The sequence below is a fragment of the Pseudomonas rhizophila genome (assembly GCF_003033885.1).
GTDB lineage: Bacteria > Pseudomonadota > Gammaproteobacteria > Pseudomonadales > Pseudomonadaceae > Aquipseudomonas > Aquipseudomonas rhizophila.
The window spans coordinates 281,526-306,546 of record NZ_CP024081.1 but is presented as its reverse complement, the minus strand read 5'-3'; the positions used below and the strand labels follow the sequence as shown (position 1 = coordinate 306,546).

Annotated in this window: 16 protein-coding genes and 1 pseudogene; 3 read left to right on the top strand and 14 right to left on the bottom strand. The window is 59.7% G+C overall.

Annotated elements, in window-relative coordinates:
* Window positions 1–135: 135 nt before the first annotated feature.
* Window positions 136–4,188, top strand: coding sequence for a dermonecrotic toxin domain-containing protein (locus tag CRX69_RS01430; protein ID WP_107321416.1), 4,053 nt, complete (start codon window positions 136–138; stop codon window positions 4,186–4,188).
* A 105-nt stretch (window positions 4,189–4,293) separates the two neighbouring features.
* On the opposite strand, the pseudogene CRX69_RS01425 reads toward CRX69_RS01430, so the two are convergent.
* Window positions 4,294–4,573 (bottom strand): annotated as a pseudogene (locus tag CRX69_RS01425) (addiction module antidote protein).
* A 246-nt stretch (window positions 4,574–4,819) separates the two neighbouring features.
* On the opposite strand from CRX69_RS01425, the gene CRX69_RS01420 reads away from it, so the two are divergent.
* Window positions 4,820–5,761, top strand: a complete 942-nt coding sequence (locus tag CRX69_RS01420) for a lipid II-degrading bacteriocin (RefSeq protein WP_107321414.1) — start codon at window positions 4,820–4,822, stop codon at window positions 5,759–5,761.
* Window positions 5,762–6,216: 455 nt separating this feature from the next.
* Here the strand turns inward: CRX69_RS01420 and CRX69_RS01415 are convergent, their stop codons facing one another.
* Window positions 6,217–7,119 carry a LysR family transcriptional regulator gene (locus tag CRX69_RS01415; RefSeq protein ID WP_076382987.1) on the bottom strand — a complete coding sequence of 301 codons (903 nt, stop codon included), beginning with the start codon at window positions 7,117–7,119 and terminating at the stop codon, window positions 6,217–6,219.
* A 140-nt stretch (window positions 7,120–7,259) separates the two neighbouring features.
* Between CRX69_RS01415 and CRX69_RS01410 the strand changes: the two genes are divergently transcribed.
* On the top strand, window positions 7,260–8,513 hold the full coding sequence (locus CRX69_RS01410; protein ID WP_223194559.1) for an MFS transporter: 1,254 nt from the start codon (window positions 7,260–7,262) through the stop codon (window positions 8,511–8,513).
* A gap of 35 nt (window positions 8,514–8,548) precedes the next feature.
* On the opposite strand, the gene gspM is transcribed toward CRX69_RS01410, so the two are convergent.
* The 12 genes from gspM to CRX69_RS01345 all read right to left on the bottom strand — a co-directional run bounded on the left by gspM (window position 8,549) and on the right by CRX69_RS01345 (window position 24,816).
* Window positions 8,549–8,905, bottom strand: a complete 357-nt coding sequence (gspM, locus tag CRX69_RS01405) for a type II secretion system protein GspM (protein WP_240539577.1) — start codon at window positions 8,903–8,905, stop codon at window positions 8,549–8,551.
* A gap of 177 nt (window positions 8,906–9,082) precedes the next feature.
* Window positions 9,083–10,150, bottom strand: a complete 1,068-nt coding sequence (gene hemE, locus CRX69_RS01400; protein ID WP_107321412.1) for a uroporphyrinogen decarboxylase — start codon at window positions 10,148–10,150, stop codon at window positions 9,083–9,085.
* A 240-nt stretch (window positions 10,151–10,390) separates the two neighbouring features.
* Window positions 10,391–11,809 carry an FAD-dependent oxidoreductase gene (locus CRX69_RS01395; RefSeq protein WP_047225960.1) on the bottom strand — a complete coding sequence of 473 codons (1,419 nt, stop codon included), beginning with the start codon at window positions 11,807–11,809 and terminating at the stop codon, window positions 10,391–10,393.
* 33 nt (window positions 11,810–11,842) lie between these two features.
* On the bottom strand, window positions 11,843–16,291 hold the full coding sequence (gene gltB / locus CRX69_RS01390) for a glutamate synthase large subunit (RefSeq protein ID WP_107321411.1): 4,449 nt from the start codon (window positions 16,289–16,291) through the stop codon (window positions 11,843–11,845).
* A 349-nt stretch (window positions 16,292–16,640) separates the two neighbouring features.
* Window positions 16,641–18,173, bottom strand: a complete 1,533-nt coding sequence (locus CRX69_RS01380) for an AAA family ATPase (protein ID WP_107321410.1) — start codon at window positions 18,171–18,173, stop codon at window positions 16,641–16,643.
* A gap of 10 nt (window positions 18,174–18,183) precedes the next feature.
* On the bottom strand, window positions 18,184–19,284 hold the full coding sequence (aroB, locus tag CRX69_RS01375; RefSeq protein WP_047225963.1) for a 3-dehydroquinate synthase: 1,101 nt from the start codon (window positions 19,282–19,284) through the stop codon (window positions 18,184–18,186).
* Between the two features lie 147 nt (window positions 19,285–19,431).
* Window positions 19,432–19,950: a shikimate kinase AroK gene (aroK, locus tag CRX69_RS01370; RefSeq protein ID WP_003196983.1), complete on the bottom strand. Its 519-nt coding sequence runs from the start codon at window positions 19,948–19,950 to the stop codon at window positions 19,432–19,434.
* Between the two features lie 4 nt (window positions 19,951–19,954).
* Window positions 19,955–22,027: a type IV pilus secretin PilQ gene (locus CRX69_RS01365; protein ID WP_107321409.1), complete on the bottom strand. Its 2,073-nt coding sequence runs from the start codon at window positions 22,025–22,027 to the stop codon at window positions 19,955–19,957.
* On the bottom strand, window positions 22,024–22,569 hold the full coding sequence (locus tag CRX69_RS01360; RefSeq protein ID WP_076382994.1) for a pilus assembly protein PilP: 546 nt from the start codon (window positions 22,567–22,569) through the stop codon (window positions 22,024–22,026). The genes CRX69_RS01365 and CRX69_RS01360 overlap by 4 nt, the downstream gene beginning before the upstream one ends.
* A complete protein-coding gene (gene pilO / locus CRX69_RS01355; protein WP_107321408.1) occupies window positions 22,566–23,189 on the bottom strand; it encodes a type 4a pilus biogenesis protein PilO in 624 nt (207 codons plus the stop codon). Before pilO ends, CRX69_RS01360 begins: the two co-directional genes overlap by 4 nt.
* Window positions 23,186–23,752, bottom strand: coding sequence for a PilN domain-containing protein (locus CRX69_RS01350; RefSeq protein WP_047225967.1), 567 nt, complete (start codon window positions 23,750–23,752; stop codon window positions 23,186–23,188). Before CRX69_RS01350 ends, pilO begins: the two co-directional genes overlap by 4 nt.
* Complete coding sequence (locus CRX69_RS01345) at window positions 23,752–24,816, bottom strand: pilus assembly protein PilM (protein WP_047225968.1); 1,065 nt, start codon at window positions 24,814–24,816, stop codon at window positions 23,752–23,754. Before CRX69_RS01345 ends, CRX69_RS01350 begins: the two co-directional genes overlap by 1 nt.
* Window positions 24,817–25,021: the final 205 nt, after the last annotated feature.

Sequence of the window (25,021 nt, the reverse complement as noted above, 5' to 3'; positions counted from 1 at the left end):
TCCCCACAGATGCAGTGGCTTCGACCGTTTCGTTCGTACACCGCCTGACACCGCTGCAGGCGGTATCTATCTACCACCCTGCCTTCATTCTTCTCCCATAGGTTGCTCCTTCCGAAAATTTCTCAGGAAGAGAACATGCTGGAAGACAACCCGTTACAGGCCGACAGTGCCATGGCCACAAGTGCTGCGCTGATAAACCGGCTCAATGCCTCGCAGCAGCAGATGATCCACCTGAACGGCGCCGTTCCCCGTCCGTCGAAGGTGACAGCCCAACATATGGAGTACTGGCTGGCGAAAGCCTTTCCCAGCCTGGCGAACACTCTGGTAGCCAAAGACATACTGGTGTGCCGGCGGCAGGACGAGCCGACTTCAAAACGAACGGTGGTGCAGACTGTTCCCCTCGATACGCTTTTCTGGCGCGCGATCGCCGGCGAGATCAACGCGCGCGAGTTCTTCCTCGAATTGGACAATATCGACATCGTCACGGGTAAGGACGATGCCACGCAAATGCCGGCAGTCCTCAATAGTCGTGACGCAAAGGAAGAGATCAGGCGGCGGATAAGCGTCACGCCCGCGTCTCATGCACGACTGCTGGAGCGGGCGCTGGAGCATTTTTGGGATAAACCTGCCGAGTTCAGCCAAGGCCGCAGTGTCAGCGACTGGCTGGCCGATGAGTTCGGCACGCAACTCAAGGCACAGGCGGATCTCCACCGGCTGGACGCTGTGTTGAGCCTGCCGATGCACAAAGCGGTGACGGACTTCGCCCTGTCGGCGCCGGACGGCGCGTCCCGTGCCAAGCTGGCGGAGCGTGTCCGGCCCGGGGTCTACGGTTTGAATCTGACCCCCGAAGGGTGGGGGTTCAGCGTACCGATGCCGGGGGCGGTTGCGCTGACGCAGCATGATAATGCCGATCATCCGGGGGGCGCGGTGCTATGCAGCCCGGGTAGCCCACTGGAGGTTTACGCTGACTTGACGACGTTGAAGGCCAGCCTGGTGGAAGACGGCACTCAGGATACGGTGAGCACGGCGTCAATGGCGCAGAACTTTCTCGCTCGCCTGGTCACTGACCTGCGAGCGGCGCAGAAAACCGCCGTGAGCGAGGTTCTATCCAGCGGCCCGGCAGAGGGAGAGAGTCTCACCACCTGGATGGCCAGGATAGATGCGGCGGCGGACCTCAGGCACAAGCTGGATCTGGCCGGCGCCATGGACGAGCGCGAGTTACGGCTGAACCGGAAAAAACTGCACGACTGGCTGCACCGCGACCCTAACGTTATCGGCAGCGACCGTCTGGCCTGGTGGAAGGCCGTGCAGGACTTGCAGCAAACCCTGACAGATTCGCCACCACCACCGGACCCGGTCACCCTGGCAACCCCTGACGCCCTTCATGACCGGACTCGCACCCTGCTTGCCAGGTTCATCAAGGAGAAGTACCCACCGGTCGATCCTGACCAGGTTTCTCTGAGTATCCGCAAGCATCTGCTCGATCCGCACGCCCCGACAGGCGAGTCACCATTCGGCTCCGGGCTCTCGTCGGGCAAGGTGAAGGGCCAATTTGATGACCGCCGCTCCCTGACGCAGTGGGCAATGTCCAACCTGACGCCGGAGGAACGCACGGCCAGCGACACCACGGTGGAAGGTCCGCTGAGTTTTGCGCAGATTGTAGAAGTCATTGAACGGGCAAACATCGGTGCCCGGCTCTCGCCCGCGTTGCAGCTCGCAGCCCGGGAGCAGCAAGCACAGTGGATGTCCCTGAAGGCCAAACAGATGCGGGCGCAGGCGTGGGCCGCCCATATCTCGGGCGACTTTACCCACGACAAGGACAATACCGGGCTGAACCTGGTGCTGGCGGCGCTGGACAGCCCGACGCCGCAGGGGCGCAGCAAGGTCAACGGACATGAGGTGGTGGTCCGCCAGATCCAGTGGGGTGACAGCGTACTCAAGGAGCTGCTGGCCTTTGGGGTGAAGACCCTTGGCAGCCGGCCTTCGTTGACCCTGTACACACCAGAAGCACCGGACGGCAAGCAGTTCAGGGACGTCGATGCCGGAAGCGACCGGGAGCTGGAGGCGGCCCTGGTGCGGACGCTCACCGCCACGCCGGAAATGACCCGCTGGCTGATTTCGCACCTGCCGCTGCTCAAGCAAGCCGATCAGCTTGCCAGCCTGGTGCCGTCCGCGGAAAGCCTGACCCTCAACGAGAAGATCAAGAAAGTGACGCAACCCACGTTCTCCTGGATCAAGCACAGGGTTCAGGACGACTTCGCATTGAAAGTCTATTCGCCCGTGGTTAAAGGCAACCTTTTCAAAGCGCTGCATGAGACGCAGATCACCCAAGCGATCCAGACGGCGGACCTGCTGACCGTGACCAACGCCGAGCGCGACAGCACAGCGGCACAAGATGGGCGCAGGACTGCAGTCATGCTACTGACGGGGGCGATGTCAATGTTCTATGCAGGCCGGCTGGGTGGGGTACTGGGCCGCGCGATTCTGCCCGTGATGACCGGCGGCGCTGCGGTGTCGGCGATAAAGGATGAAGGGGGCAGCTTCAGCCAGTGGACGAGTGATCTTATCAGCGGGCTCGGTGAGGTACTGGCAGAGGGCGGTCAGGACCTGATCATGTCCCGCGCGGCACGGCGCCGAGGTAAGCCTCGCCCGGCGCTCTCAGCCTTGCCCCGCATGCCGGACCCGGAGCTCGAACCGTTCATCCTCAAAGGGTTCGACGGCAAGGGACTGGTGCCCGAGGGGCGCAATCGGTACAGGGACGCCGGTGGGCAGGGCTATCTGAAGCTGGGGAAGGACTACTGCAAAACCGCCATACAAGCAGGCGAACGAATCATCTACGGGCCGAACAACCGTACCGACCAGCGGACGGTAACCTGGGAAAATGGCCGCTGGCAGATCGAAGAACCAAAACGGCTGCTCGGTGGTGGAGTCATACAAAGCCTGTTCGGTCGGACTCCGGAAACCCCGCAACAGAAAACCTATAACGCGTTGGTAGAGGGCGTCCTCGTCGACCATCAGTGGCCGTCTCGGGCAGTGGTGAATACGGCAAAAAAAGTCATCTACTCGATGCCCGAGGAACTGGCAGAGCGTATCGTGCGCGAGAGCATGAATGACATCCACGTACGCGACATAGACACTTATCGCTCACGAATAAACTGGATAAACAAAGGACACCAGGACCTCACGCAACATAAAAAGGCCCACGACAGCCTGCTGTATAAATACAACGTATGGCAGGCCGTCGACTACTGCACCAGAGACATCGACTCCCAGGCAAGAGGGATCCAGCTGACGGCCGCTCAAAAGATAAAAGTATTCGACATGACCCTGCCGCTGAAAAGGGAGCTTTTCGACAGCGAAGGCAACTTCAAGATGATGATGTCCTCCTTGCCCGACAATCTCACCGGCGCGTCATTCATTACCATCATCCCTGAACAGGGGAAAAAGAAAGCCGCCATGACTAAAATCCAGGACGATATTCATGACGTGGTCGAGGCAGCGGAAAAGCGCGTCTGGGTCGATCTGGGCGAACGGTACTCAGGGACGGGACCCGAGGTGGAAGCGGCCAGGGAACAATATAAACAGAACCCTGAAAATTTCCGGGCGTATAAAAGTAACAAACTCAGCGCGTTCAGGGACGAGATGAAAAAAAGACACAAGCCCGGCCTCCTGACCGAAATCCGCAACCATAAGATTCCTTATGTCATCGTCAACAAGGGCAAGTCGCAGCGGAAAACGTTATTGGTCACCGGCGAGGACATCACGAACTTCAGTAAAAACCTCTCGAACTACGACACGTTTGATATCGAGGTCGTGACCCAAGTCCCGACGAAGAAAGTCACCGGCAAGCCTGCGGCCGCGACCGCCCCCCTCGCTGTTGCGGAAGGCCCGGTTGTCGCAGACAAATTTTCGACAAGCACCAGCCTGCTGGCCGAGTCACAGATGTCATATGACACTTTTACTGAGGCAGCCAAAACGAAAATAACGGAAATCATGGCTGACATTCGTGCAGGCCGGGTCACCACCAAGCGCATCAACCGGTATTACTGGTACGACATGGCGCAACTGTCACCCGGGAGTGGCAGAGGCGCATGGCGCGCTGCCTTTGAACGCAAGGGCGATACCTGGACCCTTCAAGGGTTTTATGACTATCACGTCAATAGGCCTGCGACGGTTTGGGAGGGTTAAGGAATACGGTAAATAGTTGGGCCGATGCTGAGGCTGTAACGAAGAAGGGCGCCTTATGGCGCCCTTCACAAACAGACTGGCTTGTCATTCATCATGCTGACCTGTTCAGGTGCTGGCATGCAGTTTCAGTCCCAACGCTTTGACAACTTTTCAAAATAGTGCCGAACTCAGGATTTCCTTCCCCCGACAAGGCGCGGTAAAGATTTTCCCGGGACAGCCCGGCATCACGGGCCAATTCCGCGAGCTCGTGCAATGGTTCCCAAGGCTTTGCGATGAATGCAGGATCGTCTCCTGCCTCCTCCATGCATGCGTCCAGGTAGTTAGCCATGTCCTCTTCGGTCTTGAGGTACTCGGCAGAGTCCCAGCGAGTGAGTTGTTCGGTCATGGGTTTTGCTCCTGCCAGGATTTCGCTGCGCCTGGTCTGTTTCTCAGGAGGGTACTGAATTCGTCGCCAAGCCTAGGCAGGCAACTTCCGCAACTTTCGTAATCCATTTCCCAAGCGGCCATTAGGTCATTGAGCCAACTCCTGCCCTATGCTTAAGTAAAAGTCCAGACAAACATACAAAACTACAAAACTACAAAACTACAAAATTACAAAACCTCAGACTTTAAACTCAAAAGGATTTGAACCATGAAACAGAAAGAAATCACTTTACCCGCCACTGATATCACGGGCACTTGGAGAGGTTCCTTAGGTGGATACTGGTCTACGGACGGAATTATCATTGACGGAACTTATATATATCCACCTCCTCAACCCGACGTATTGACAGAAGATGATGACCTCTACATAACCGACCTTATAAAAACTCAAACGGGACTGGATGATTTCACCTTCAACCTTAGAATCCTCGACAAAGCCATAAACCATAAAAACGCCTACGGCGCAATAAAAGACATATGGCGAATTGTCGAAAAAGAGCGCGGCTGGGTAGCACCTTACTGGCGTATAAATGATGTATTTTTTAAAAACAAAATGATTAGCTTCAGCCTGGCTGATGCGCTTGAAAGAAGCGGCTTTACGTCTAGAGAAGCCATCATCGCTGTGGCCAACTCAAAATACGCCCGCAGTACAACATTCAAACTCGAAACACCAAAATTATCTGGAGGCACATTCAGCCCAGTAAAAGCATTAGCACACGATTTATGGGGGAAGGGTGAGAAGCTCGAAGTCGACATAAATAGCATTGGCTTACAAATAAAAGAACACAACCTGTCTTTATTAAAACAGACCACTGAACATACCAAGACACCCGGAAAGTATCACCTCGTGGATCCAAAGGTGGGTTATGACACCGGTAGAGACAGTTGGATCAGTGGTGCTTATCTGGGGCGAATCACTCTTCGCGTCGAAGGTGACTTCATTCGCCACAAGGACACCTCCTGGCAATTTCTGGGAACAGTCAAGGCCTACCATGATTTTTATGATTTTAATAAAAGCAATAGACCGCTGGCACTGGAACAATTAACTACCGCCGGCAGGGTTCTACCAGGAAAAAGTTACGAAATCGATATATCAGGCGAACACAAAATACACTTGATAGGGAAGGGTTTCCAGACCCCGAATTTTTAAGCGAAACGCCATGACCATGGGCAACACTTTGTTATCGACAATGAGATAAATCATGAAAACCCACAACTATTTATCGCTCTATTTAATCAGCCTTTCAACCACTCCATTCATCGGCGGCTACAATTTATACTCGAACTTCACAAACAATCTTTACGCTGCCGACCATGATATTATCGCCATCCCATTTTCAGCGATTATTGGCACCCTACTCATATCACTACTATGCCTTCTCTTCCAGCACCCTTATCGCTTGAAAAAAATAAACAATTCGCCCAGCAACCTCCTCACAAAGCTCGCGAGCTACGTCTCCACCGCTTTAACCGTAGCCATATTGGTCCACCATGTAAGCTACTGGACATCCCCACACCACTTGCAGATTTTCAGCATATTCTTAATCACTCTCTGCCTTTACATTTATTACCAACTTCAACTTTATGGAGTCATCGGTACCTACTCTAAGAAACAGACAAATCCACGACATTAGTCAACAACTCCACAAACGCCCTTGCCATCGGCGAGCACTGATCCTTACGTTGCACCAGCCACACCGCCGACATTGCCGCCGGATCGAGCAGTGGCCGGTAGACCACGCCGTCAATACGCATGCGCTGGTAGGACGCCGGCAGGACCGAGACGCCCAGCCCCGCCGCCACCAGGCCGATGATGGTCATGGCCTCACCGGCCTCCTGGGCGAAGTTCGGGCTGAAGCCGGCGTCGCGGGCCAGGCTCAGGAGTTGTGCATAGAGACCGCTGCCGTAGCTGCGGGGGAAGAACACGAACGGTTCCTGGGCCAGTGCAGAGAGGAACAGCCCCCCTTCGCTGCCCTGGGCCAGTGGATGCTTGGAACTGAGCACGGCCACCAGCGGCTCGCGGCTCAATTCGATCTCCTGCAGAGAGTCGGGCAGCGGCAAGGGCCGCATGATGCCCACCTCGATTGCCTCGTCCACCAGGGCGTCAGCCACTTGGGTGCTGCTCATTTCCCGAAGGTTCAGGTGTACAGCGGGAAAGCGCTGGCGAAACGTGAAAATCGCCTGGGGGATGGTGGAGTTGAAAGGCGCCGATGATGTGAAGCCGATTTTCAGCTCGCCCAGTTCGCCCAACTCTGCGCGGCGGGCGACATCGGCGGCCTTGTCGACCTGGGCCAGCACCTGTCGGGCCTCTTCGAGAAACAAACGTCCGGCTTCACTCAGTTCGACGCGACGATTGGTGCGATTGAACAGCCGCGCGCCGATCTCTTGCTCCAGTGCCTGGATCTGCTGGCTAAGGGGCGGCTGGGAGATGCCCAGCGCCAGCGCGGCGCGACCAAAATGCAGTTCTTCGGCAACGGCTATGAAGTAACGCAGATGACGCAGTTCCATAAGCAATCCAATAGGTCGTAGAACGTCTTAAACAGGTCGAACAATATATTGGATAGAAACATTAACCGGCTATATGCTTTTTCCATTGCCTGCCTGGTCGTGCTCCTGCGAGGTTCACCGTGAAAACTGCTGTCGCTCCACTGGCCCATGAGATCCCTCCGCCTGCCGATGATGGCGTCACCGGACGCAAAGACATCTACATCGAAAAAGGCACACCGTTGTTCATGCGTACGGTGCTGGCGTTGTTTTGTGGCGGTTTTGCGACCTTCGCCCTGTTGTATTGCGTGCAACCGATGATGCCGCTGCTCTCCGAAGAGTTTTCCATCAATGCCGCCCAGAGCAGTCTGATCCTGTCGGTGGCGACCGGCCTGCTCGCCGTCGGGCTGCTGATCACCGGCCCGATTTCCGATCGCATCGGCCGCAAGTCAGTGATGGTCGCGGCCCTGTTTGCCGCGGCGTTGTGCACCATTGCCAGCGCGATGATGCCGACCTGGCAGGGTGTACTGGTGCTGCGCGCTCTGGTGGGGTTGTCGTTGAGCGGCGTGGCGGCAGTCGCGATGACTTACCTGGGTGAAGAAATCCATCCCAAGCACATTGGCCTGGCGATGGGCTTGTACATCGCCGGCAACGCCATCGGAGGCATGAGCGGCCGCTTGATCGCCGGGGTGCTGATTGACTTCGTCAGCTGGCACGCCGCGATGCTGGTGGTCGGTGGCCTGGCCTTGATCGCGGCGGCGGTGTTCTGGAGGATTCTTCCCGAGTCACGCAATTTCCGCCCCCGCTCGCTGCATCCGCGCAGCTTGCTGGACGGTTTCACCATGCACTTTCGCGATGCCGGGTTGCCGCTATTGTTTCTCGAAGCTTTCGTATTGATGGGTGCATTCGTGACGCTGTTCAACTACATCGGCTATCGCCTGCTGGCCGGGCCTTATCACTTGGACCAGGCCTTTGTCGGGTTGCTCTCGGTGGTCTACCTGTCGGGTATCTACAGCTCGGCGAAAGTCGGCGCACTGGCCGACAAACACGGCCGTCGCAAAATGCTCTGGGCGACTATCGCGCTGATGCTGGCCGGTCTTGCGCTGACCATGACCACGCCGCTGTGGCTGGTGATCCTGGGCATGCTGGTGTTCACCTTCGGCTTCTTCGGCGCTCACTCGGTCGCCAGCAGTTGGATCGGCCGCCGCGCAACCAAAGCCAAGGGACAGGCCTCGTCGTTGTACCTGTTCAGCTACTACGCCGGCTCCAGCGTCGCAGGTACGGCTGGCGGGGTAGCCTGGCATCTGGGCGGATGGAACGGTGTCAGCCTGTTCATCGGCGGCTTGCTGGTGGTGGCGTTGCTGGTGGCGGTGAAACTGGCGAAGTTGCCGGTGTTGCCGGGCAACGCTCAGGTTTGAGCGGACACTGTTCAGGCGCTGGCCCGCCGCTCAAGTCATTGCCCCAACACCATCCGCGCGTCCAGGACACCGTTGCGCACTTCCAGGCTCAGCACCTGCAAGGAGGCGCCGTCCCGCTCGTGTCGATCCAGCCAGTCGAGCAGTCGATTGGCATCGCCACTGACGGCAAGCCGTAACGAATCACCGTCGATCTCCAGCTCCGCCAGCTCCAGCCCCGCGGCCGTCGCACTGTCGTTGATCCTGACGGACAAAGGGCTCGTGGCGGTCGTAGCGCCGGTGGGGTCCAGGCGCTGGATCCGGGCAGCGAGTTCGGCCTGCTGCCAATACTGACGCTCGGCCAGGTCGAGCCGATGTCGGGTGGGCTGCCAGATCGAGGTAAATAGAAGGAACAATCCCTGAATCTATTTTTCCGAGTCCAGAAGAAAAACTTCTTACAGGCAAAGTTAGTTACTAAACAAAAGAAAACAGATAAACCGACAAACATAGCCAACTTGTTTCATTGAATAATTAGCAGGCAAAAAAAAGCCTGCCTGGAACGAATCCCGACAGGCTGGATGAGCGAGCTACGATCAGTCGTGGTATTGCGCCGACAACTCATGCACCGCGCGCAGGAAAGCACCGGCGTGTTCCGGATCGACTTCCGGCGTAATGCCATGGCCAAGGTTGAACACATGACCGCTGCCCTTGCCATAGCTGGCGAGGATGCGCCCGACTTCGTTGCGGATGGCTTGCGGTTTGGCGTAAAGCACAGTCGGATCCATGTTGCCTTGCAGAGCGACTTTGCTGCCGACACGCTCGCGGGCGTTGCCAATGTCGCAGGTCCAATCCAGGCCCAGAGCGTCGGCACCGGCATCGGCGATGCTTTCCAGCCACAGGCCGCCGTTCTTGGTGAACAGGATCACCGGTACTTTACGACCTTCATGTTCGCGGATCAGGCCGCTGACGATCTTGCGCATGTAGGCCAGGGAAAACTCCTGGTACGCCGCCGCCGAGAGATTGCCGCCCCAGGTGTCGAAGATCTGCACCGCTTGCGCACCGGCCAGGATCTGCCCGTTGAGATAGGACGTCACCGACTGGGCCAGCTTGTCCAGCAGCAGGTGCATGGCTTGCGGGTTGTCGTAGAGCATCGCCTTGGTCTTGCGGAAGTCTTTCGACGAGCCGCCTTCGACCATGTAGGTGGCCAGGGTCCAGGGGCTGCCGGAGAAGCCGATCAGCGGCACGCGACCGTTGAGTTCTCGACGGATGGTGCTGACCGCGTCCATGACATAACCCAGGTCCTTCTGCGGATCGGGGATCGGCAGGGCTTCGATGTCGGCCAGAGTGCTGACGACTTTCTTGAAGCGCGGGCCTTCGCCGGTCTCGAAGTACAGACCCTGGCCCATGGCGTCGGGAATGGTGAGAATGTCGGAAAACAGAATCGCCGCGTCCAGCTGCGGGTAACGATCCAGCGGCTGCATCGTGACTTCGCAGGCGAACTGGGGATTCATGCACAGGCTCATGAAGTCGCCGGCCTTGGCCCGACTGGCGCGGTATTCCGGCAAGTAGCGACCGGCCTGACGCATCATCCACACGGGGGTGACGTCTACGGGTTGCTTGAGCAGGGCACGGAGGAAACGGTCGTTCTTCAGGGCAGTCATGTCGGCATCCGGAAAAAAAGTGCGGGCATTTTCTCAGAGCGCGACGCAAAAGGCACGGCAAGAGCCGTGCCTTTTATCTATCGGGGCAATTTGTCGCGGTATCAGGCAACACCTAAAACCACTGTGGGAGCAAGCTTGCTCGCGATGAGGGCATCACATTCAACATTTTCGTCGACTGATTCGCCGCTATCGCGAGCAAGCTCGCTCCCACATTTGATTGCATTCCCATTCAGGAAATGATCAGACCCCCAAGTAATCCAGAATCCCTTCCGCCGCATTGCGGCCTTCGAAGATCGCCGTCACCACCAGATCGGAACCCCGAACCATGTCGCCGCCGGCGAAGATCTTCGGGTTACTGGTCTGGTGCTTGTACTGGCCTTGCTCCGGGGCCACGACGCGGCCCTGGCTGTCGGTCTGGATGCTGAACTGCTCGAACCACGGTGCCGGGCTCGGGCGGAAGCCGAAGGCGATGACCACGGCATCGGCCGGGATGATCTCTTCGGAACCGGGGATCGGCTCGGGGCTGCGACGACCGCGGGCGTCCGGTTCGCCGAGACGGGTCTCGACCACCTTCACGCCCTCGACCTTGTCTTCACCGACAATGGCGATCGGCTGGCGGTTGTAGAGGAACTTCACGCCCTCTTCCTTGGCGTTCTTCACTTCTTTGCGCGAGCCGGGCATGTTCGCTTCGTCACGACGATAGGCGCAGGTCACCGACTTGGCGCCCTGGCGAATCGAAGTGCGGTTGCAGTCCATCGCCGTGTCACCGCCGCCCAGCACCACGACCTTCTTGCCTTTCATGTCGACGAAATCTTCCGGCGACTTTTCAAAGCCCAGGTTGCGGTTGACGTTGGCGATCAGGAAGTCCAGCGCGTCGTAGACGCCCGGCAGGTCCTCGCCGGCAAAGCCGCCCTTCATGTAGGTGTAGGTGCCCATGCCCATGAATACGGCATCGTACTCTTCGAGCAGTTGCTCCATGGTCACGTCCTTGCCTACTTCGGTGTTCAGGCGAAACTCGATGCCCATGCCGGTGAAGACTTCGCGACGATTGCTCAGCACGGTCTTTTCCAGCTTGAACTCGGGGATGCCGAAGGTCAGCAGGCCGCCGATTTCCGGGTTCTTGTCGAACACCACCGGGGTCACGCCACCGCGCACCAGCACATCGGCGCAACCCAGGCCCGCCGGGCCCGCGCCGATGATCGCCACGCGCTTGCCGGTCGGCTTGACCTTGGACATGTCCGGGCGCCAGCCCATGGCGAACGCGGTGTCGGTGATGTACTTCTCCACCGAACCGATGGTCACCGCGCCAAAACCGTCGTTGAGGGTGCATGCACCCTCACACAGGCGGTCCTGCGGACACACCCGGCCGCAGACTTCCGGCAGGGTGTTGGTCTGGTGGGACAACTCGGCGGCCTGGAGGATGTTGCCCTCGGCCACCAGCTTCAGCCAGTTGGGAATGAAGTTGTGCACCGGGCACTTCCATTCGCAGTACGGGTTACCGCAGCCCAGGCAGCGGTGGGCCTGGTCGGCCGACTGCTGGGGTTTGAAAGGCTCGTAGATTTCCACGAACTCTTTCTTGCGTTGACGCAACAGTTTCTTCTTCGGATCCTTGCGCCCGACATCGATGAACTGGAAGTCATTACTCAGACGTTCAGCCATTGTTAAAACCTCATCAAACTCTTCAGGCGCATATCACTGCGGGTTGGCACGGGTGCTGGAAAGCAACGATTTCAGGTTGGCAGCCTTGGGCTTGACCAGCCAGAAACGACGCAGATAGTCATCGAGGTTTTCGGCGAGTTCACGACCCCACTCGCTGTCGGTTTCCTCGACGTATTCGTCCAGCACGCGCTGCAAGTGGCTGCGGTAGGCTTCCATCGCCTCGCCGCTGATCCGCTGGATTTCCACCAGTTCGTGATTGACCCGGTCAACGAAGGTGTTGTCCTGGTCGAGCACGTAGGCGAAACCGCCGGTCATGCCAGAGCCGAAGTTGTAACCGGTCTTGCCCAGGACACAGACGAAACCACCGGTCATGTACTCGCAGCAATGATCACCGGTGCCTTCCACCACAGTGTGGGCCCCGGAGTTACGCACGGCGAAACGCTCGCCCGCGGTGCCGGCGGCGAACAGCTTGCCGCCCGTGGCGCCGTACAGGCAGGTGTTGCCGATGATGGCACTGTCCTGAGTCTTGTAGACGCTGGCCTTGGGCGGAACGATGACCAGTTTGCCGCCGGTCATGCCCTTGCCCACGTAATCGTTGGCATCGCCTTCCAGATACATATCCAGGCCACCGGCGTTCCAGACGCCGAAGCTCTGGCCTGCAGTGCCCTTGAAGCGGAAGGTGATCGGCGCCTTGGCCATGCCCTGGTTGCCGTGCTTGCGCGCGATTTCACCAGAGATCCGCGCGCCGATGGAACGGTCGCAGTTGCAGATATCCAGCTCGAACTCGGCACCACTGAGGTCGTTGATCGCCGAAGCGGCCATGTCGACCATCTTCTCGGCCAACTCACCCTTGTCGAACGGCGGGTTGCGATCAACCTGGCAGAACTGTGGTTTGTCCGCCGGGATGAGATCGCTGCCCAGCAACGGCGTCAGGTCCAGGTGATGCTGCTTGGCGGTCTGGCCCTCGAGCACTTCCAGCAGGTCGGTACGGCCGATCAGCTCTTCGAGCGAGCGCACGCCCAGCTTCGCCAGCCACTCGCGGGTTTCCTCGGCGACGTAGGTGAAGAAGTTCACCACCATGTCGACGGTACCGATGTAGTGGTCCTTGCGCAGCTTTTCGTTCTGGGTCGCCACACCGGTAGCGCAGTTGTTCAGGTGGCAGATACGCAGGTACTTGCAACCCAGGGCGATCATCGGCGCGGTGCCGAAGCCGAAGCTCTCGGCGCCGAGGATGGCCGCCTTGATCACGTCCAGGCCGGTTTTCAGGCCGCCATCAGTCTGCACCCGGACCTTGCCGCGCAGGTCGTTGCCGCGCAGGGTCTGGTGGGTCTCGGCCAGGCCCAGTTCCCACGGCGCGCCGGCATATTTGATCGAGGTCAGCGGCGATGCGCCGGTGCCGCCGTCATAGCCGGAGATGGTGATCAGGTCGGCGTAGGCCTTGGCCACACCGGCGGCGATGGTGCCAACGCCGGCTTCTGCCACCAGCTTCACCGAGACCAGCGCCTTCGGGTTCACCTGCTTGAGGTCGAAGATCAGTTGCGACAAGTCTTCGATCGAATAGATGTCGTGATGCGGCGGCGGTGAGATCAGGGTCACGCCGGGTACTGCGTAACGCAGCTTGGCGATCAGGCCGTTGACCTTGCCGCCGGGCAGTTGGCCGCCTTCGCCGGGCTTGGCGCCCTGGGCAACCTTGATCTGCAGCACTTCAGCGTTGACCAGGTACTCCGGTGTCACACCGAAGCGGCCGGTGGCCACCTGCTTGATTTTCGAACTCTTGATAGTGCCGTAGCGCGCCGGGTCTTCACCGCCTTCGCCGGAGTTGGAACGCGCGCCGAGGCGGTTCATGGCTTCAGCCAGGGCTTCATGAGCTTCCGGAGACAAGGCACCCAAGGAGATACCGGCGGAATCGAAGCGCTTGAGCACCGATTCCAGCGGCTCGATTTCGCTGATGTCCAGCGGCGTGTCCAGGGTCTTGACCTTTAGCAGGTCGCGAATCATCGACACCGGACGGTTGTCCACCAGCGAGGTGTATTCCTTGAACTTGCCGTAGTCGCCCTGCTGCACGGCGGCTTGCAAGGTGTTGACCACGTCCGGGTTATAGGCGTGGTATTCGCCACCGTGGACGAACTTCAGCAGGCCGCCTTGCTGGATCGGCTTGCGCGGGCTCCAGGCTTCGGCCGCCAGGGCTTTCTGTTCGGCTTCGATGTCGACGAAACGCGCACCCTTGATGCGGCTCGGCACGCCACGGAAGCTCAGCTCGCAGACTTCTTCGGACAGGCCGATGGCCTCGAACAGTTGCGCACCGCGGTACGAAGCGATGGTCGAGATCCCCATCTTCGAGAGGATCTTGAGCAGGCCCTTGGTGATGCCTTTGCGGTAGTTCTTGAACACCTCATAGAGGTCGCCCAGCACTTCACCGGTACGGATCAGGTCACCCAGCACTTCATAGGCCAGGAACGGATACACCGCCGAGGCACCGAAACCGATCAGCACCGCAAAGTGATGCGGATCGCGAGCGGTGGCGGTTTCCACCAGGATGTTGGAATCGCAACGCAGGCCTTTTTCGGTCAGGCGATGGTGCACCGCACCGGTGGCCAACGACGCGTGGATCGGCAACTTGCCCGGGGCGATGTGACGGTCGGTCAGCACGATTTGGGTGCGACCGGCGCGCGCGGCTTCTTCAGCCTGATCGGCCACGTTGCGGATCGCCGCTTCAAGGCCCACGCTTTCGTCGTAGTTCAGGTCGATGACCTGACGCTGGAAACCCGGGCGGTCGAGGTTGGTCAGCGAGCGCCATTTGGCCGGGGAAATGACCGGCGAACTGAGGATCACACGCGAGGCGTGTTCCGGCGACTCTTGGAAGATGTTGCGCTCGGCACCGAGGCAGATTTCCAGGGACATCACGATCGCTTCGCGCAGCGGGTCGATCGGTGGGTTGGTCACCTGAGCGAACTGCTGGCGGAAATAGTCGTACGGCGTACGCACGCGCTGGGACAGCACGGCCATCGGCGTGTCGTCGCCCATGGAACCGACCGCTTCGTAGCCCTGCTCACCCAACGGACGCAGCACCTGGTCACGCTCTTCGAACGTCACCTGGTACATCTTCATGTACTGCTTGAGCTGATCGACGTCGTAAAAAGCCGAACCGTGATCGTTGTCCTCCATGGTCGCCTGAATGCGCAGGGCGTTCTTGCGCAGCCATTGCTTGTACGGATGACGGGACTTGAGACGGTTGTCGATGGCGTCGGTGTCGAGGATCTGGCCGGTTTCGGTGTCCACGGCAAAGATCTGGCCCGGGCCCACGCGGCCCTTGGCGATGACGTCTTCGGGCTGGTAGTTCCAGACACCGATTTCCGAAGCCAGGGTGATGAACCCGTTGGTGGTGGTTACCCAGCGCGCCGGACGCAGACCGTTACGGTCGAGCAGGCACACGGCGTAGCGGCCGTCGGTCATGACGATACCGGCCGGGCCGTCCCACGGTTCCATGTGCATGGAGTTGTATTCGTAGAACGCACGCAGGTCCGGGTCCATGGTCTCGACGTTCTGCCAGGCCGGCGGCACCAGCATGCGCACGCCACGGAACAGGTCGATGCCGCCGGTGACCATCAGTTCCAGCATGTTGTCCATGCTCGAGGAGTCCGAGCCCACACGGTTGACCAGCGGGCCGAGTTCTTCCAGATCCGGCATCAGATCGTTGGCGAACTTGGTGCGACGGGCCAGCGCCCAGTTGCGGTTGCCGGTGATGGTGTTGATCTCGCCGTTGTGGGCGAGGAAGCGGAATGGCTGGGCCAGCGGCCATTTCGGCAGGGTGTTAGTGGAGAAGCGCTGGTGGAACACGCAGATCGCGGTTTTCAGGCGCTCGTCGCTCAGGTCCGGATAGAAGGCGGTCAGGTCCGCCGGCATCATCAGGCCTTTATAGATGATGGTCTTGTGGGAAAAGCTGCAGATGTAGTGATCGGTGTCGGCGGCGTTGGCCACGGACGAACGACGACGGGAGCTGAACAGCTTGATCGACATGTCCTGGTCGCTCAGGCCTTCGCCCGCGATGAACACTTGTTCGATCTGCGGCAGACGCTCAAGGGCCAGGCGGCCGAGGACGCTGGTGTCGATCGGCACCTTGCGCCAGCCCACCAATTGCAGGCCGGCGGCCAGGATCTCGCGGTTCATGTTTTCGCGAGCCGCTTGGGCCTTCACCGGGTCCTGATTGAAGAACACCATGCCCACCGCGTACTGCTTGGGCAGGGTCACGCCAAACGTTTCCTGGGCAATGGCACGCAGGAACTCGTCAGGCTTTTGAATCAGCAAGCCACAACCGTCACCGGTCTTGCCGTCGGCGTTGATCCCACCGCGGTGGGTCATGCAGGTCAGGGCCTCAATGGCCGTTTGTAAAAGGGTATGGCTGGGTTCGCCCTGCATATGAGCAATCAGGCCGAAACCGCAGTTATCCTTGAATTCATCTGGTTGGTACAGACCTGCTTTCATAGACACTTTCTCACCAGGCTGCCTCTTATCGAGGCAAATTTCTTTTCAATTCAGCCAGTTGCGTGCCGCGCCGAACGTACGCCAGCTTTGCGGGGGCAAAAGGGAGGTCATTGTACACACCGACACAAGGGCTCACAAATTTGACGACGAAACGTCGCAAATCCATGTCGCATTTGTGAAAGGTTTAAAGCTATACGCTGTGCTAGTCAAAACTTTTTTGGGTTCGACCGCTGCGACTCAAACGCTACTGTGACGCAGACACCACAAGGCGCGCGGCCTGAAAGGTCGCTCGCCCTTGCGGAAATTTTGAGGTGCTGGGAGAGGCGGCCTGGGTAAGGCCGCCGAATCTTCAGCGAGTTGCTGCCAGTTCCTGTTGGACGCTGGCGACAGTGCGAGGCCAAGGTTTACCAGCCTGAACCTTCGCTGGCAAGGCCTTGATGGCGGAAACGGCTGCATCACGGTTGGCGAAATTGCCGTAGGTGATGACATAAAGCGGTTTGCCGTTGAGCATTTTCTTGAAATAACGGTACTCGCCGCCCTGCTCCTTGACGAATTTTTGCGCAGACGCTTCGGAGCTGGTGCCGAGGATCTGTACCACGTAGCTGCCTGGAGCCTGACCGGCGTACCAGTTACCGCCAGCGGCCTGAGTGGCCGGCTTGGCGGCCGGGGCGGGAGCCGGCGCAGGCTTGGCAGCCGGAGCGGGCGCCGGGGCTGGGGCTGGAGTTGGAGTTGGCGCCGGGCCAGCCGGCACATCCGCCGGTGGGGCGCTGGTGGTCACGGTTGGCGGCGTATCGCTGGTGTCATCGATCGGTGGTGGCGCGCCGTCATCACCCTCGGTGATACCGCCAGCGGCCTCAGCCAAGGGACTGCGCATGACCGGTTGCGACTGGCCGACCAGCGGCAGCGGCATCGGCTGGGTGTTACCCGCGAACTCCACCTCCGGGGCAGCGCCATTGGGCTGCGCGGCGTCCTGGCCCAGCGGCAGTTGTGCCTGCTCGTTGGCGGGTGCGCCGGTGGTCGGCGCCTTGCTGCGACCCGGCATCAGCCAGGCGGCGGCGATCGCGACCACGACGACGGCGGAAATCGCCAATACGTGTTTCTTCGGCATGTTGAACCCCATACTTGGACGCTTTACCGCTGAGCGGCTGGCAATCATGACTTCGATGAGAGCATCGCGGGCCACCTGATTAATATTTCCAGGCCAGCCATCGGAGCTTTCGTGAATCTCAGAGATCTGATCCGCGGTGAAAAGTTCGATGCCCCGACCGGCGCCTTCAAGGCGTTGGGCCAGGTATTCACGGGTTTCTTCTTCGGTGTAGGGCGCCAGCTCAATGACGTGAAAGCGCTCTTGCTCAAGATTCAGCTGCTCCAGATCGGCGATCAGCGACGACTCACCAAACAGGAAGACGTGGGGACGGCCTTCCGGCGCACCGGCAGCCAGAGCCAGCAAGGCTTCCAGGGCCGACTCGTCGAGCTGCTCGGCGTCGTCCACCAGCAGATAGACTTCCTGCCCGGTCAGCGCCAGTTGCACGATCTGATCCAGAATCGCACCGACTTCAGCCTGGGCGACATTCAGCGCCTGGGCCACCTGACGCAACACACCGGCTGCATCACCGGCGCCACGAGCCGACACCACCACGCTTTGCACCGACTGCTTGTTGGTGCTGGCCACCAGGGCCTGGCGCAGCAAGGTCTTGCCGCTGCCTTGAGGGCCGGTGACCACCAGCAACAGCTGGCTGTAACGCGCCAGGTGATGCAACTGGCCCAGAACCGGTTTGCGTTGGGCGGGGAAAAACTTGAAGCCTGGAACCCGTGGCGCGAAAGGGTCATGACTCAACTGGAAATGGCCGAGGAAAGCCTCGTCGGCATGCAAACTAGTCATCGGAATCTTATTAACCTTTAAGCTGAGCCAGGGCGCGATAATCCGCTCCCAGCGTGGCCTGTAGAACCTCTTTCGGATAATCGTCGGTCACCACAGCTTCGCCCATGTGGCGCAGCAGCACCAGACGCAGGCGACCGTCGATCACTTTTTTGTCGATTGCCATGTGTTCGAGAAAATCGGCTTCGGTCATTTCTTCGGGCGGGATCACCGGCAACCCGGCGCGCTGGAACAGAGCAATACCGCGATCGCGCTCCTGTTCACTGATCCAGCCCAAACGCGCGGACATCTCCAGGGCCATGACCGTACCGGCCGCAACCGCTTCGCCATGGAGCCAGACACCATAGCCCATGTGGGTTTCGATGGCGTGGCCAAAGGTATGCCCCAGGTTGAGCGTGGCGCGCACGCCCGACTCGCGCTCATCGGCACCGACCACCGCAGCCTTGGCCGCACAGGAACGTTCGATAGCGTAGGTCAGCGCAGCCTGATCCAGCGCACGCAGGCGGTCGACGTTTTCTTCCAGCCAGCCCAGGAACGGTTCGTCGCAGATCAGCCCGTACTTGATGACTTCAGCCAGCCCCGCAGACAGCTCGCGGGCGGGCAATGTATTGAGGGTCGCGGTGTCGATCAGCACCACGTTGGGCTGGTAGAAAGCACCCACCATGTTTTTGCCCAGCGGATGGTTGATCCCGGTCTTGCCGCCCACCGACGAGTCCACCTGGGACAACAGGGTCGTGGGGATCTGGATGAAATCAACACCGCGCTGATAGCAAGCGGCGGCGAAACCGGCCATGTCGCCGATCACGCCGCCGCCCAAGGCCACCACCGTGGTGCGGCGGTCATGCCGCGCGGTCAGCAGGCCATCGAAAATAAGCTGCAGGGTTTCCCAATTCTTGAAGGCTTCGCCGTCAGGCAGCACCACGGAAATGACCGAGAAAGCCGACAGGCTGCGGGTCAGACGCTCCAGATACAAAGGTGCGACGGTTTCGTTGGAGATAATCGCCACTTGCCGTCCGGCGATATGCGGCGCCAGCAAGTCGGGCCGGTCCAGCAAACCTTCGCCAATGTGAATCGGGTAGCTGCGCTCGCCCAGGTCGACCTTAAGTGTCTGCATGTGTCCCCACAGTGAAGATGGAATCAGGCGTCCTGCCTGCAATTAACGAAAGTCCACGGTGCCTGTTGTGATGTCAATCGATGGCCATCGGCCACGTCCCGGCGAGCCATGACGGGACGCCGAGGATAGCGCATTTCCCGCGACGCATTAACGGGGTGGCAGTTGCTGCAGGCGATCAAGAATGTCCAGCACCACCATTCGCGGCGGCCGCTCGTCGGTTTCCACCACCAGATCAGCGATCTCCCGGTACAGCGGATCACGCAGCTCCAGCAGGTCGCGCAAGGTCTTGGCCGGGTCGGCGGTACGCAACAGCGGACGGTTACGATCCCGAGCGGTGCGACCCACCTGCTGCTCGACGGAGGCGTGCAGATAGACCACTCGTCCGCCGGCATGCAATGCCCGACGATTGGCCTCGCGCATCACCGCGCCGCCACCGGTGGCCAGCACCACACCGTCGAACGCGCACAGTTCGGCGATCATCGCCTGCTCACGGTCACGAAAGCCGGGCTCGCCTTCCTTATCGAAGATCCATGGGATATTGGCACCCGTGCGCAATTCAATTTCCTTGTCGGAATCTTTGAATGGCAGGCGCAGCTCTTTGGCCAGCAAACGGCCGATGGTGCTTTTTCCAGCGCCCATCGGCCCAACAAGAATCAAATTTCGCACAGAATCAACGACTCACAGCAATCGCCTGGTTATTCATGATACGCGGAGTGAGGAACACCAGCAGCTCGGATTTTTGCTCCGAAACCACATCACGCCGGAAAAGGCGGCCAAGATACGGCACATCGCCAAGAAATGGCACCTTATCTACGACCTTGCTCTGAGTATTTGAGAAAACCCCGCCAATCACAATGGTCTCGCCGTCATTGACCAGCACCTTGGCGTTGACTTCGTTTTTCTTGATTGGCGGCACATCATTCACCTTGTTCAGGTAATCCGGCTCATCCTTGGTGACCTTGACCTCCATGATGATGCGGTTGTCCGGGGTGATCTGCGGGGTCACCTCCAGAGACAGCGAGGCCTCCTTGAACGACACCGAGGTGGCACCACTGGAACTGGCTTCCTGATAGGGAATCTCCGTGCCCTTGAGGATTTTTGCCGTCTCTTTGTCGGACGTCACCACCTTGGGCTGAGAGACGATTTCCCCGTTGCCGGTTTTCTCCATGGCCGTCAATTCCAGGTCCAGCAGTACATTGTCGGTGATGAAGGCGATGCCGATGCCGGAGGTATTGCCCGACGCGCCCAGATCGACAAACGGCTGGTTGGTGCTGGTGCTGCCCGGCGTGCCGATGGTGGTGGAGTCGCCGGTGGTGACCCCTGAAGTGTTCCAGTTGCCTTTGTTCTGGATCGATCCACCCCAGCGCACGCCCAGGCTCTTGTCGTAGTCAACGTTGGCCTCGACAATCCGCGCCTCGATCATCACCTGGCGCACCGGGATATCCAGCTGCGCCACGATCCGGCGCAGTTCGTCGAGCCGGTCCTGGGTCTGGTAGGCAATGATGTTGTTGGTTCGCTCATCGACCGTGATCGTACCGCGCTCATCGGCCTTGGCTTCGGCACTGGTCACCGACTGGAACAGCTTGGCGATGTCCGCAGCCTTCGCATAGTTGACCTGCAACAGCTCACGCCGTAGCGGCGCCAGGTCGGCAATCTGCTTCTGGGATTCGAGTTCCTGGCGCTCACGGGCCGCGATTTCGTCGGCGGGGGCGACCAGCAGCACATTGCCGACCTTGCGCTTGTCCAGCCCTTTGGTCTTGAGCACCAGGTCCAGCGCCTGGTCCCAAGGCACATTTTGCAGGCGCAGGGTAATGCCGCCCTGCACCGTGTCACTGGCCACCAGGTTGAGGTTGGTGAAATCGGCAATCAGTTGCAGGACCGAGCGCACCTCGATGTCCTGAAAGTTGAGGGACAGCTTTTCACCGTTGTAGGCCTCGCGACTGGCATCGCGTTTTTGCAGATCCTCGACTGTCATGGGTCGGACACTGACGGTCAGTTTGTTGTCCGTCTGGTAGGTGGAGTAATCGAAAGTACCGCTGGGTTCGATGCTGATGGTGGCCCGGTCGGCGCCGGCACTGGCATTGACGAACTGCACCGGGGTGGCGAAGTCCTTGACGTCCAGGCGCACGCGCAGCGGTTCGGGCAACCGGGTCTTGGCGAAGTTGAGGATGATCTTGCCTTCACGCTCCTGGATGTCCGGGGCGATCGAGGGATCCGACAGATCGATCACCACATTGCCTTCGCCCTGGGTACCGCGCTGGAAATCTACCCCTCGGATCGCCTTGCCCACCGGCGCACTGGCTCTGGCGGGCACAGCGCTGGGAGCCGCCGGGCGTGGCGCCTGGGCAGTAGCGCTGGCAACCGTTCCCTTGCCGACCACCACAAGCAGGCTGTTGCCCTCGACCCGCGCGGTATAGGGCGCAAGCTGGGTAAGGCCAATGATCAAACGGGTACGATCAGCCGCCTCGACCACCGTGGCGCTTCGCGCATTGCCAGCACCAAGATCATGTCTCTTGTGGGCCAACTGGCTGGTCACCCCCGGCAGATCCAGAGCGATCCGGGCCGGCTGCTCGGTCGTGTAGCCCCGAGGCGCAGGGGGCGGCCCGTCGAAGGTGAGTTTCAACTCGATGCGGTCCCCCGGCAGCGCCGCGACATCCAGCGTTTTCAGATTGACCGCATGAACCATCGGCGACAACAGCGCTATCCATAGCGAAATACCGAGGGCTGGAAAAAACCTGTTCATTGTTCGAGTTCCACTATTGAGTGCTCTTTCAGAGGAATGGTCCGTGGCCGTTCCAGCCAGGCGCCCTCGCCATCAGGAACGATTTCGACCACCTCGACCTGGGTGGCGCTAATGCCGACGATCCGCCCGTCGTTGCGTCCCAGATAGTCACCGACCTTGAGCCGGTGCACCCCGCCCGCGCCGCGCAGCAGCGCGAAGGAGCCGCTGACGTTGGAAATCGTCCCGACCATTTCAAACTGCTCGATGTTGAAGCCTTCCAGGTATTGCTTGACCCGAGTCGGGTCGGGCCGGACGTTGCGTGCACCCTTCTGGCGGCCGGCCTGATCCACCCTGACCTGCCGTGAAAACGGGCTGCGCAGGTCGGCGGCGCTGTAAGTGAAGGTTTCGTAAGGCCTGAACGTCGGCGTTGGCTCGATCTTGCCGGGCGGGCGCAGCCGCACTTCGTTCATGTAGGCGTCCAGGTCGCTGAAGCCGTTATCGTTGTTGCAGCCCGCCAGCACGACCAGCCCCGCCAGCAGGATAATGCGCCAAGCCGGCTTCATGGCTGCACCTCCTGCTCGTTGTACCGGTAGGTCTTGGCCTGGATGCTCATGCGCAGTTTCGCTCCTGCGTCGGGCTCCATCGGGGCGATGTCGAAATCGTGCAGCGTGACGATCCGTGGCAGTCCGGCAACGCCGCTGACGAAGGTTGCCAGGTCATGATAGTCGCCGGTCACCGTAATCTGGATCGGCAGTTCGATGTAAAACGGCTGGGTGACCTCCGGTAACAGCTTGATCTCCTCGAACTCCAGACCACTGCCCAGACCGGTACGGGTGATGTCCTCCAGCAGGCCTGGCACTTCGGTGTCACTGGGCAATTGCCGCAACAGCACGCCGAAGGAGGCTTCCATCTGCTTCATCTGTTCGGTGTAGCGCTCCAGGTTCGCGGCCATGTGAGCTTTGCCCGCAAACTGTGCCTTGAGGGCGTTTTCTTCTCCGCGCACTTGCTGCAGCTGGTTCTCCAAGTCACTCAAGGCAAAGTTGTAGCCCAACCCCAGCACCAGGATGACCAGCAGGATGCCGCTCAACCATTTGACCGGCATCGGCCAGGAGCCAATGTTGTTGGTATCCAGCTCACTGATGTCGATCTTGCGCAGCGCTTCGAACCACTCTCCCGGCTTCATTGGGCGTCCTCGACAATGGCCGGACGGGTCTGGCGAACCGTCAGCTGGAAGACGTTGGCCTGATCGAGCTGACCGGCCGTGGTGGCCTTGACTTCCGTCAGGCTGGGCGCATCGAACAGGTCCGATGAGTCCAGGTTACGCATCAGGTCCGAGACCCGGTTGTTCGATTCCGCCGCGCCCTTGATGGAGAGGGTCTTGTCTTCCATCTTCACTTCGGTGAAATACACTCCGTCAGGCAGGGTGCGCGCCAGTTGATCGAAGATGCGCCCGCTCACCGGCCGGTTACCCTGCAAGTCCTGGATGATGCGCATGCGCTCCAGCAGTTGCTGGCGGCGGGCCTTGAGTTCGCTGATCTGCTTGATGCGCTCGTCCAGCACAGCTATCTGCTCGCTGATATGACTGTTGCGAGCCATCTGGTGGTCAATGGCACTGTCCAGGTAGCGGACCGCAATCAGCGTCAGGCCCACCGCACCGACCAATGCGCCCACCAATGCCAGCAAAAAGCGTTTGCGACGCTCCTCACGCAGCTCCTCTCGCCAGGGAAGAAGGTTGATCCGCGCCATCAGTCGAAGCTCCTGAGGGCCAGCCCGCAGGCAATCATCAAGGCCGGTGCGTCACTGGCCAGGGCACCGGCGTTGACCTTGCTGCCCAGGGCCATGTTGGAAAACGGGTTGGCCACCTGGGTCGGCGTGCCCAGGCGCTGTTCGATCAGCCGGTCCAGGCCCGCGACCGAGGCGGTGCCTCCAGCCAAGAGGATGTGGTCCACCGCACTGTACTGGCCCGAGGCGAAGAAAAACTGCAAGGACCTCGATACCTGTTGCACCAGGGCCTCGCGAAAAGGTTGCAGGACCTCACCGAGGTAATCGTCCGGCAGGCCACCCTGCTTCTTTGCCTGCCCGGCCTGCTCGGGTGACAGGCCGTAGCGGCGCTGGATTTCTTCGGTGAGCTGGCGACCGCCGAACAATTGTTCGCGGGTATAGATGATGCGCCCGTTATGCAGCACGCTCAGGGTGGTCATGGTGGCGCCGATGTCGATCACCGCCACCGTCAGCCGCTCCTGGGACGCGGCCAGTTGCGTGGCAAGCAGCCCGAAGGCGCGCTCCAGCGCGTAGGCCTCCACATCGACCACCTTGGCCGTAAGCCCGGCGAGCGCCAGCGCAGCCTCGCGAACTTCGACGTTTTCCTTGCGACAGGCGGCCAACAGCACCTCGACCCGCTCGGCGCTGCGCGGTGAAACGCCCAGGACTTCGAAGTCGATGGCCACCTCGTCCAGCGGATAAGGAATGTATTGATCGGCTTCGATCTTGAGCTGATTTTCCATGTCGTCGTCGGAAAGTCCGGCGTCCATCTCGATGGTCTTGGTGATCACCGCCGACCCCGCTACAGCCACCGCCACGTTACGCAAGGGTGTTCTGGCCTTGGCGAGCACCCGTGACAATGCCTGGCCCACGCCCTCGAGCTCGGCGATGTTCTTTTCGACCACGGCGTTGGCCGGCAACGGCTCGACCGCGTAAGACTCGACACGGTAGCGGTCACCCTGGCGGCTCAACTCGAGCAGCTTCACCGACGTGGAACTGATGTCTATCCCCAAAAGCGTATGGGCTTTTTTATTGAAGAGTCGTAGCACTACCAATTCCCTATGACTATCCGTGAGTTACGGACTCTCTAATATGCGTTGCGTTCAATCACTCCGGCCCGACGGACGTCCGGGTGGCGTTACCGACGAAAAAAAATGCTTATAATGCCCAGCGTTTTTTTTCGCTTTGTTGCAAGCACGGGTCCTTCCCTGCACCTGGCGCCTTTTCATTCTTTGCCTGGATATCCAAAAGCCT

Coding starts and splice junctions, on each gene's coding strand:
- aroB (WP_047225963.1), bottom strand. CDS start 19,284: ATGCAGACACTTAAGGTCGACCTGGGCGAGCGCAGCTACCCGATTCAC.
- CRX69_RS01395 (WP_047225960.1), bottom strand. CDS start 11,809: ATGGCTGAACGTCTGAGTAATGACTTCCAGTTCATCGATGTCGGGCGC.
- CRX69_RS01430 (WP_107321416.1), top strand. CDS start 136: ATGCTGGAAGACAACCCGTTACAGGCCGACAGTGCCATGGCCACAAGT.
- gltB (WP_107321411.1), bottom strand. CDS start 16,291: ATGAAAGCAGGTCTGTACCAACCAGATGAATTCAAGGATAACTGCGGT.
- CRX69_RS01415 (WP_076382987.1), bottom strand. CDS start 7,119: ATGGAACTGCGTCATCTGCGTTACTTCATAGCCGTTGCCGAAGAACTG.
- CRX69_RS01360 (WP_076382994.1), bottom strand. CDS start 22,569: ATGAAGCCGGCTTGGCGCATTATCCTGCTGGCGGGGCTGGTCGTGCTG.
- CRX69_RS01420 (WP_107321414.1), top strand. CDS start 4,820: ATGAAACAGAAAGAAATCACTTTACCCGCCACTGATATCACGGGCACT.
- CRX69_RS01350 (WP_047225967.1), bottom strand. CDS start 23,752: ATGGCGCGGATCAACCTTCTTCCCTGGCGAGAGGAGCTGCGTGAGGAG.
- pilO (WP_107321408.1), bottom strand. CDS start 23,189: ATGAAGCCGGGAGAGTGGTTCGAAGCGCTGCGCAAGATCGACATCAGT.
- hemE (WP_107321412.1), bottom strand. CDS start 10,150: ATGACTGCCCTGAAGAACGACCGTTTCCTCCGTGCCCTGCTCAAGCAA.
- CRX69_RS01365 (WP_107321409.1), bottom strand. CDS start 22,027: ATGAACAGGTTTTTTCCAGCCCTCGGTATTTCGCTATGGATAGCGCTG.
- CRX69_RS01380 (WP_107321410.1), bottom strand. CDS start 18,173: ATGACTAGTTTGCATGCCGACGAGGCTTTCCTCGGCCATTTCCAGTTG.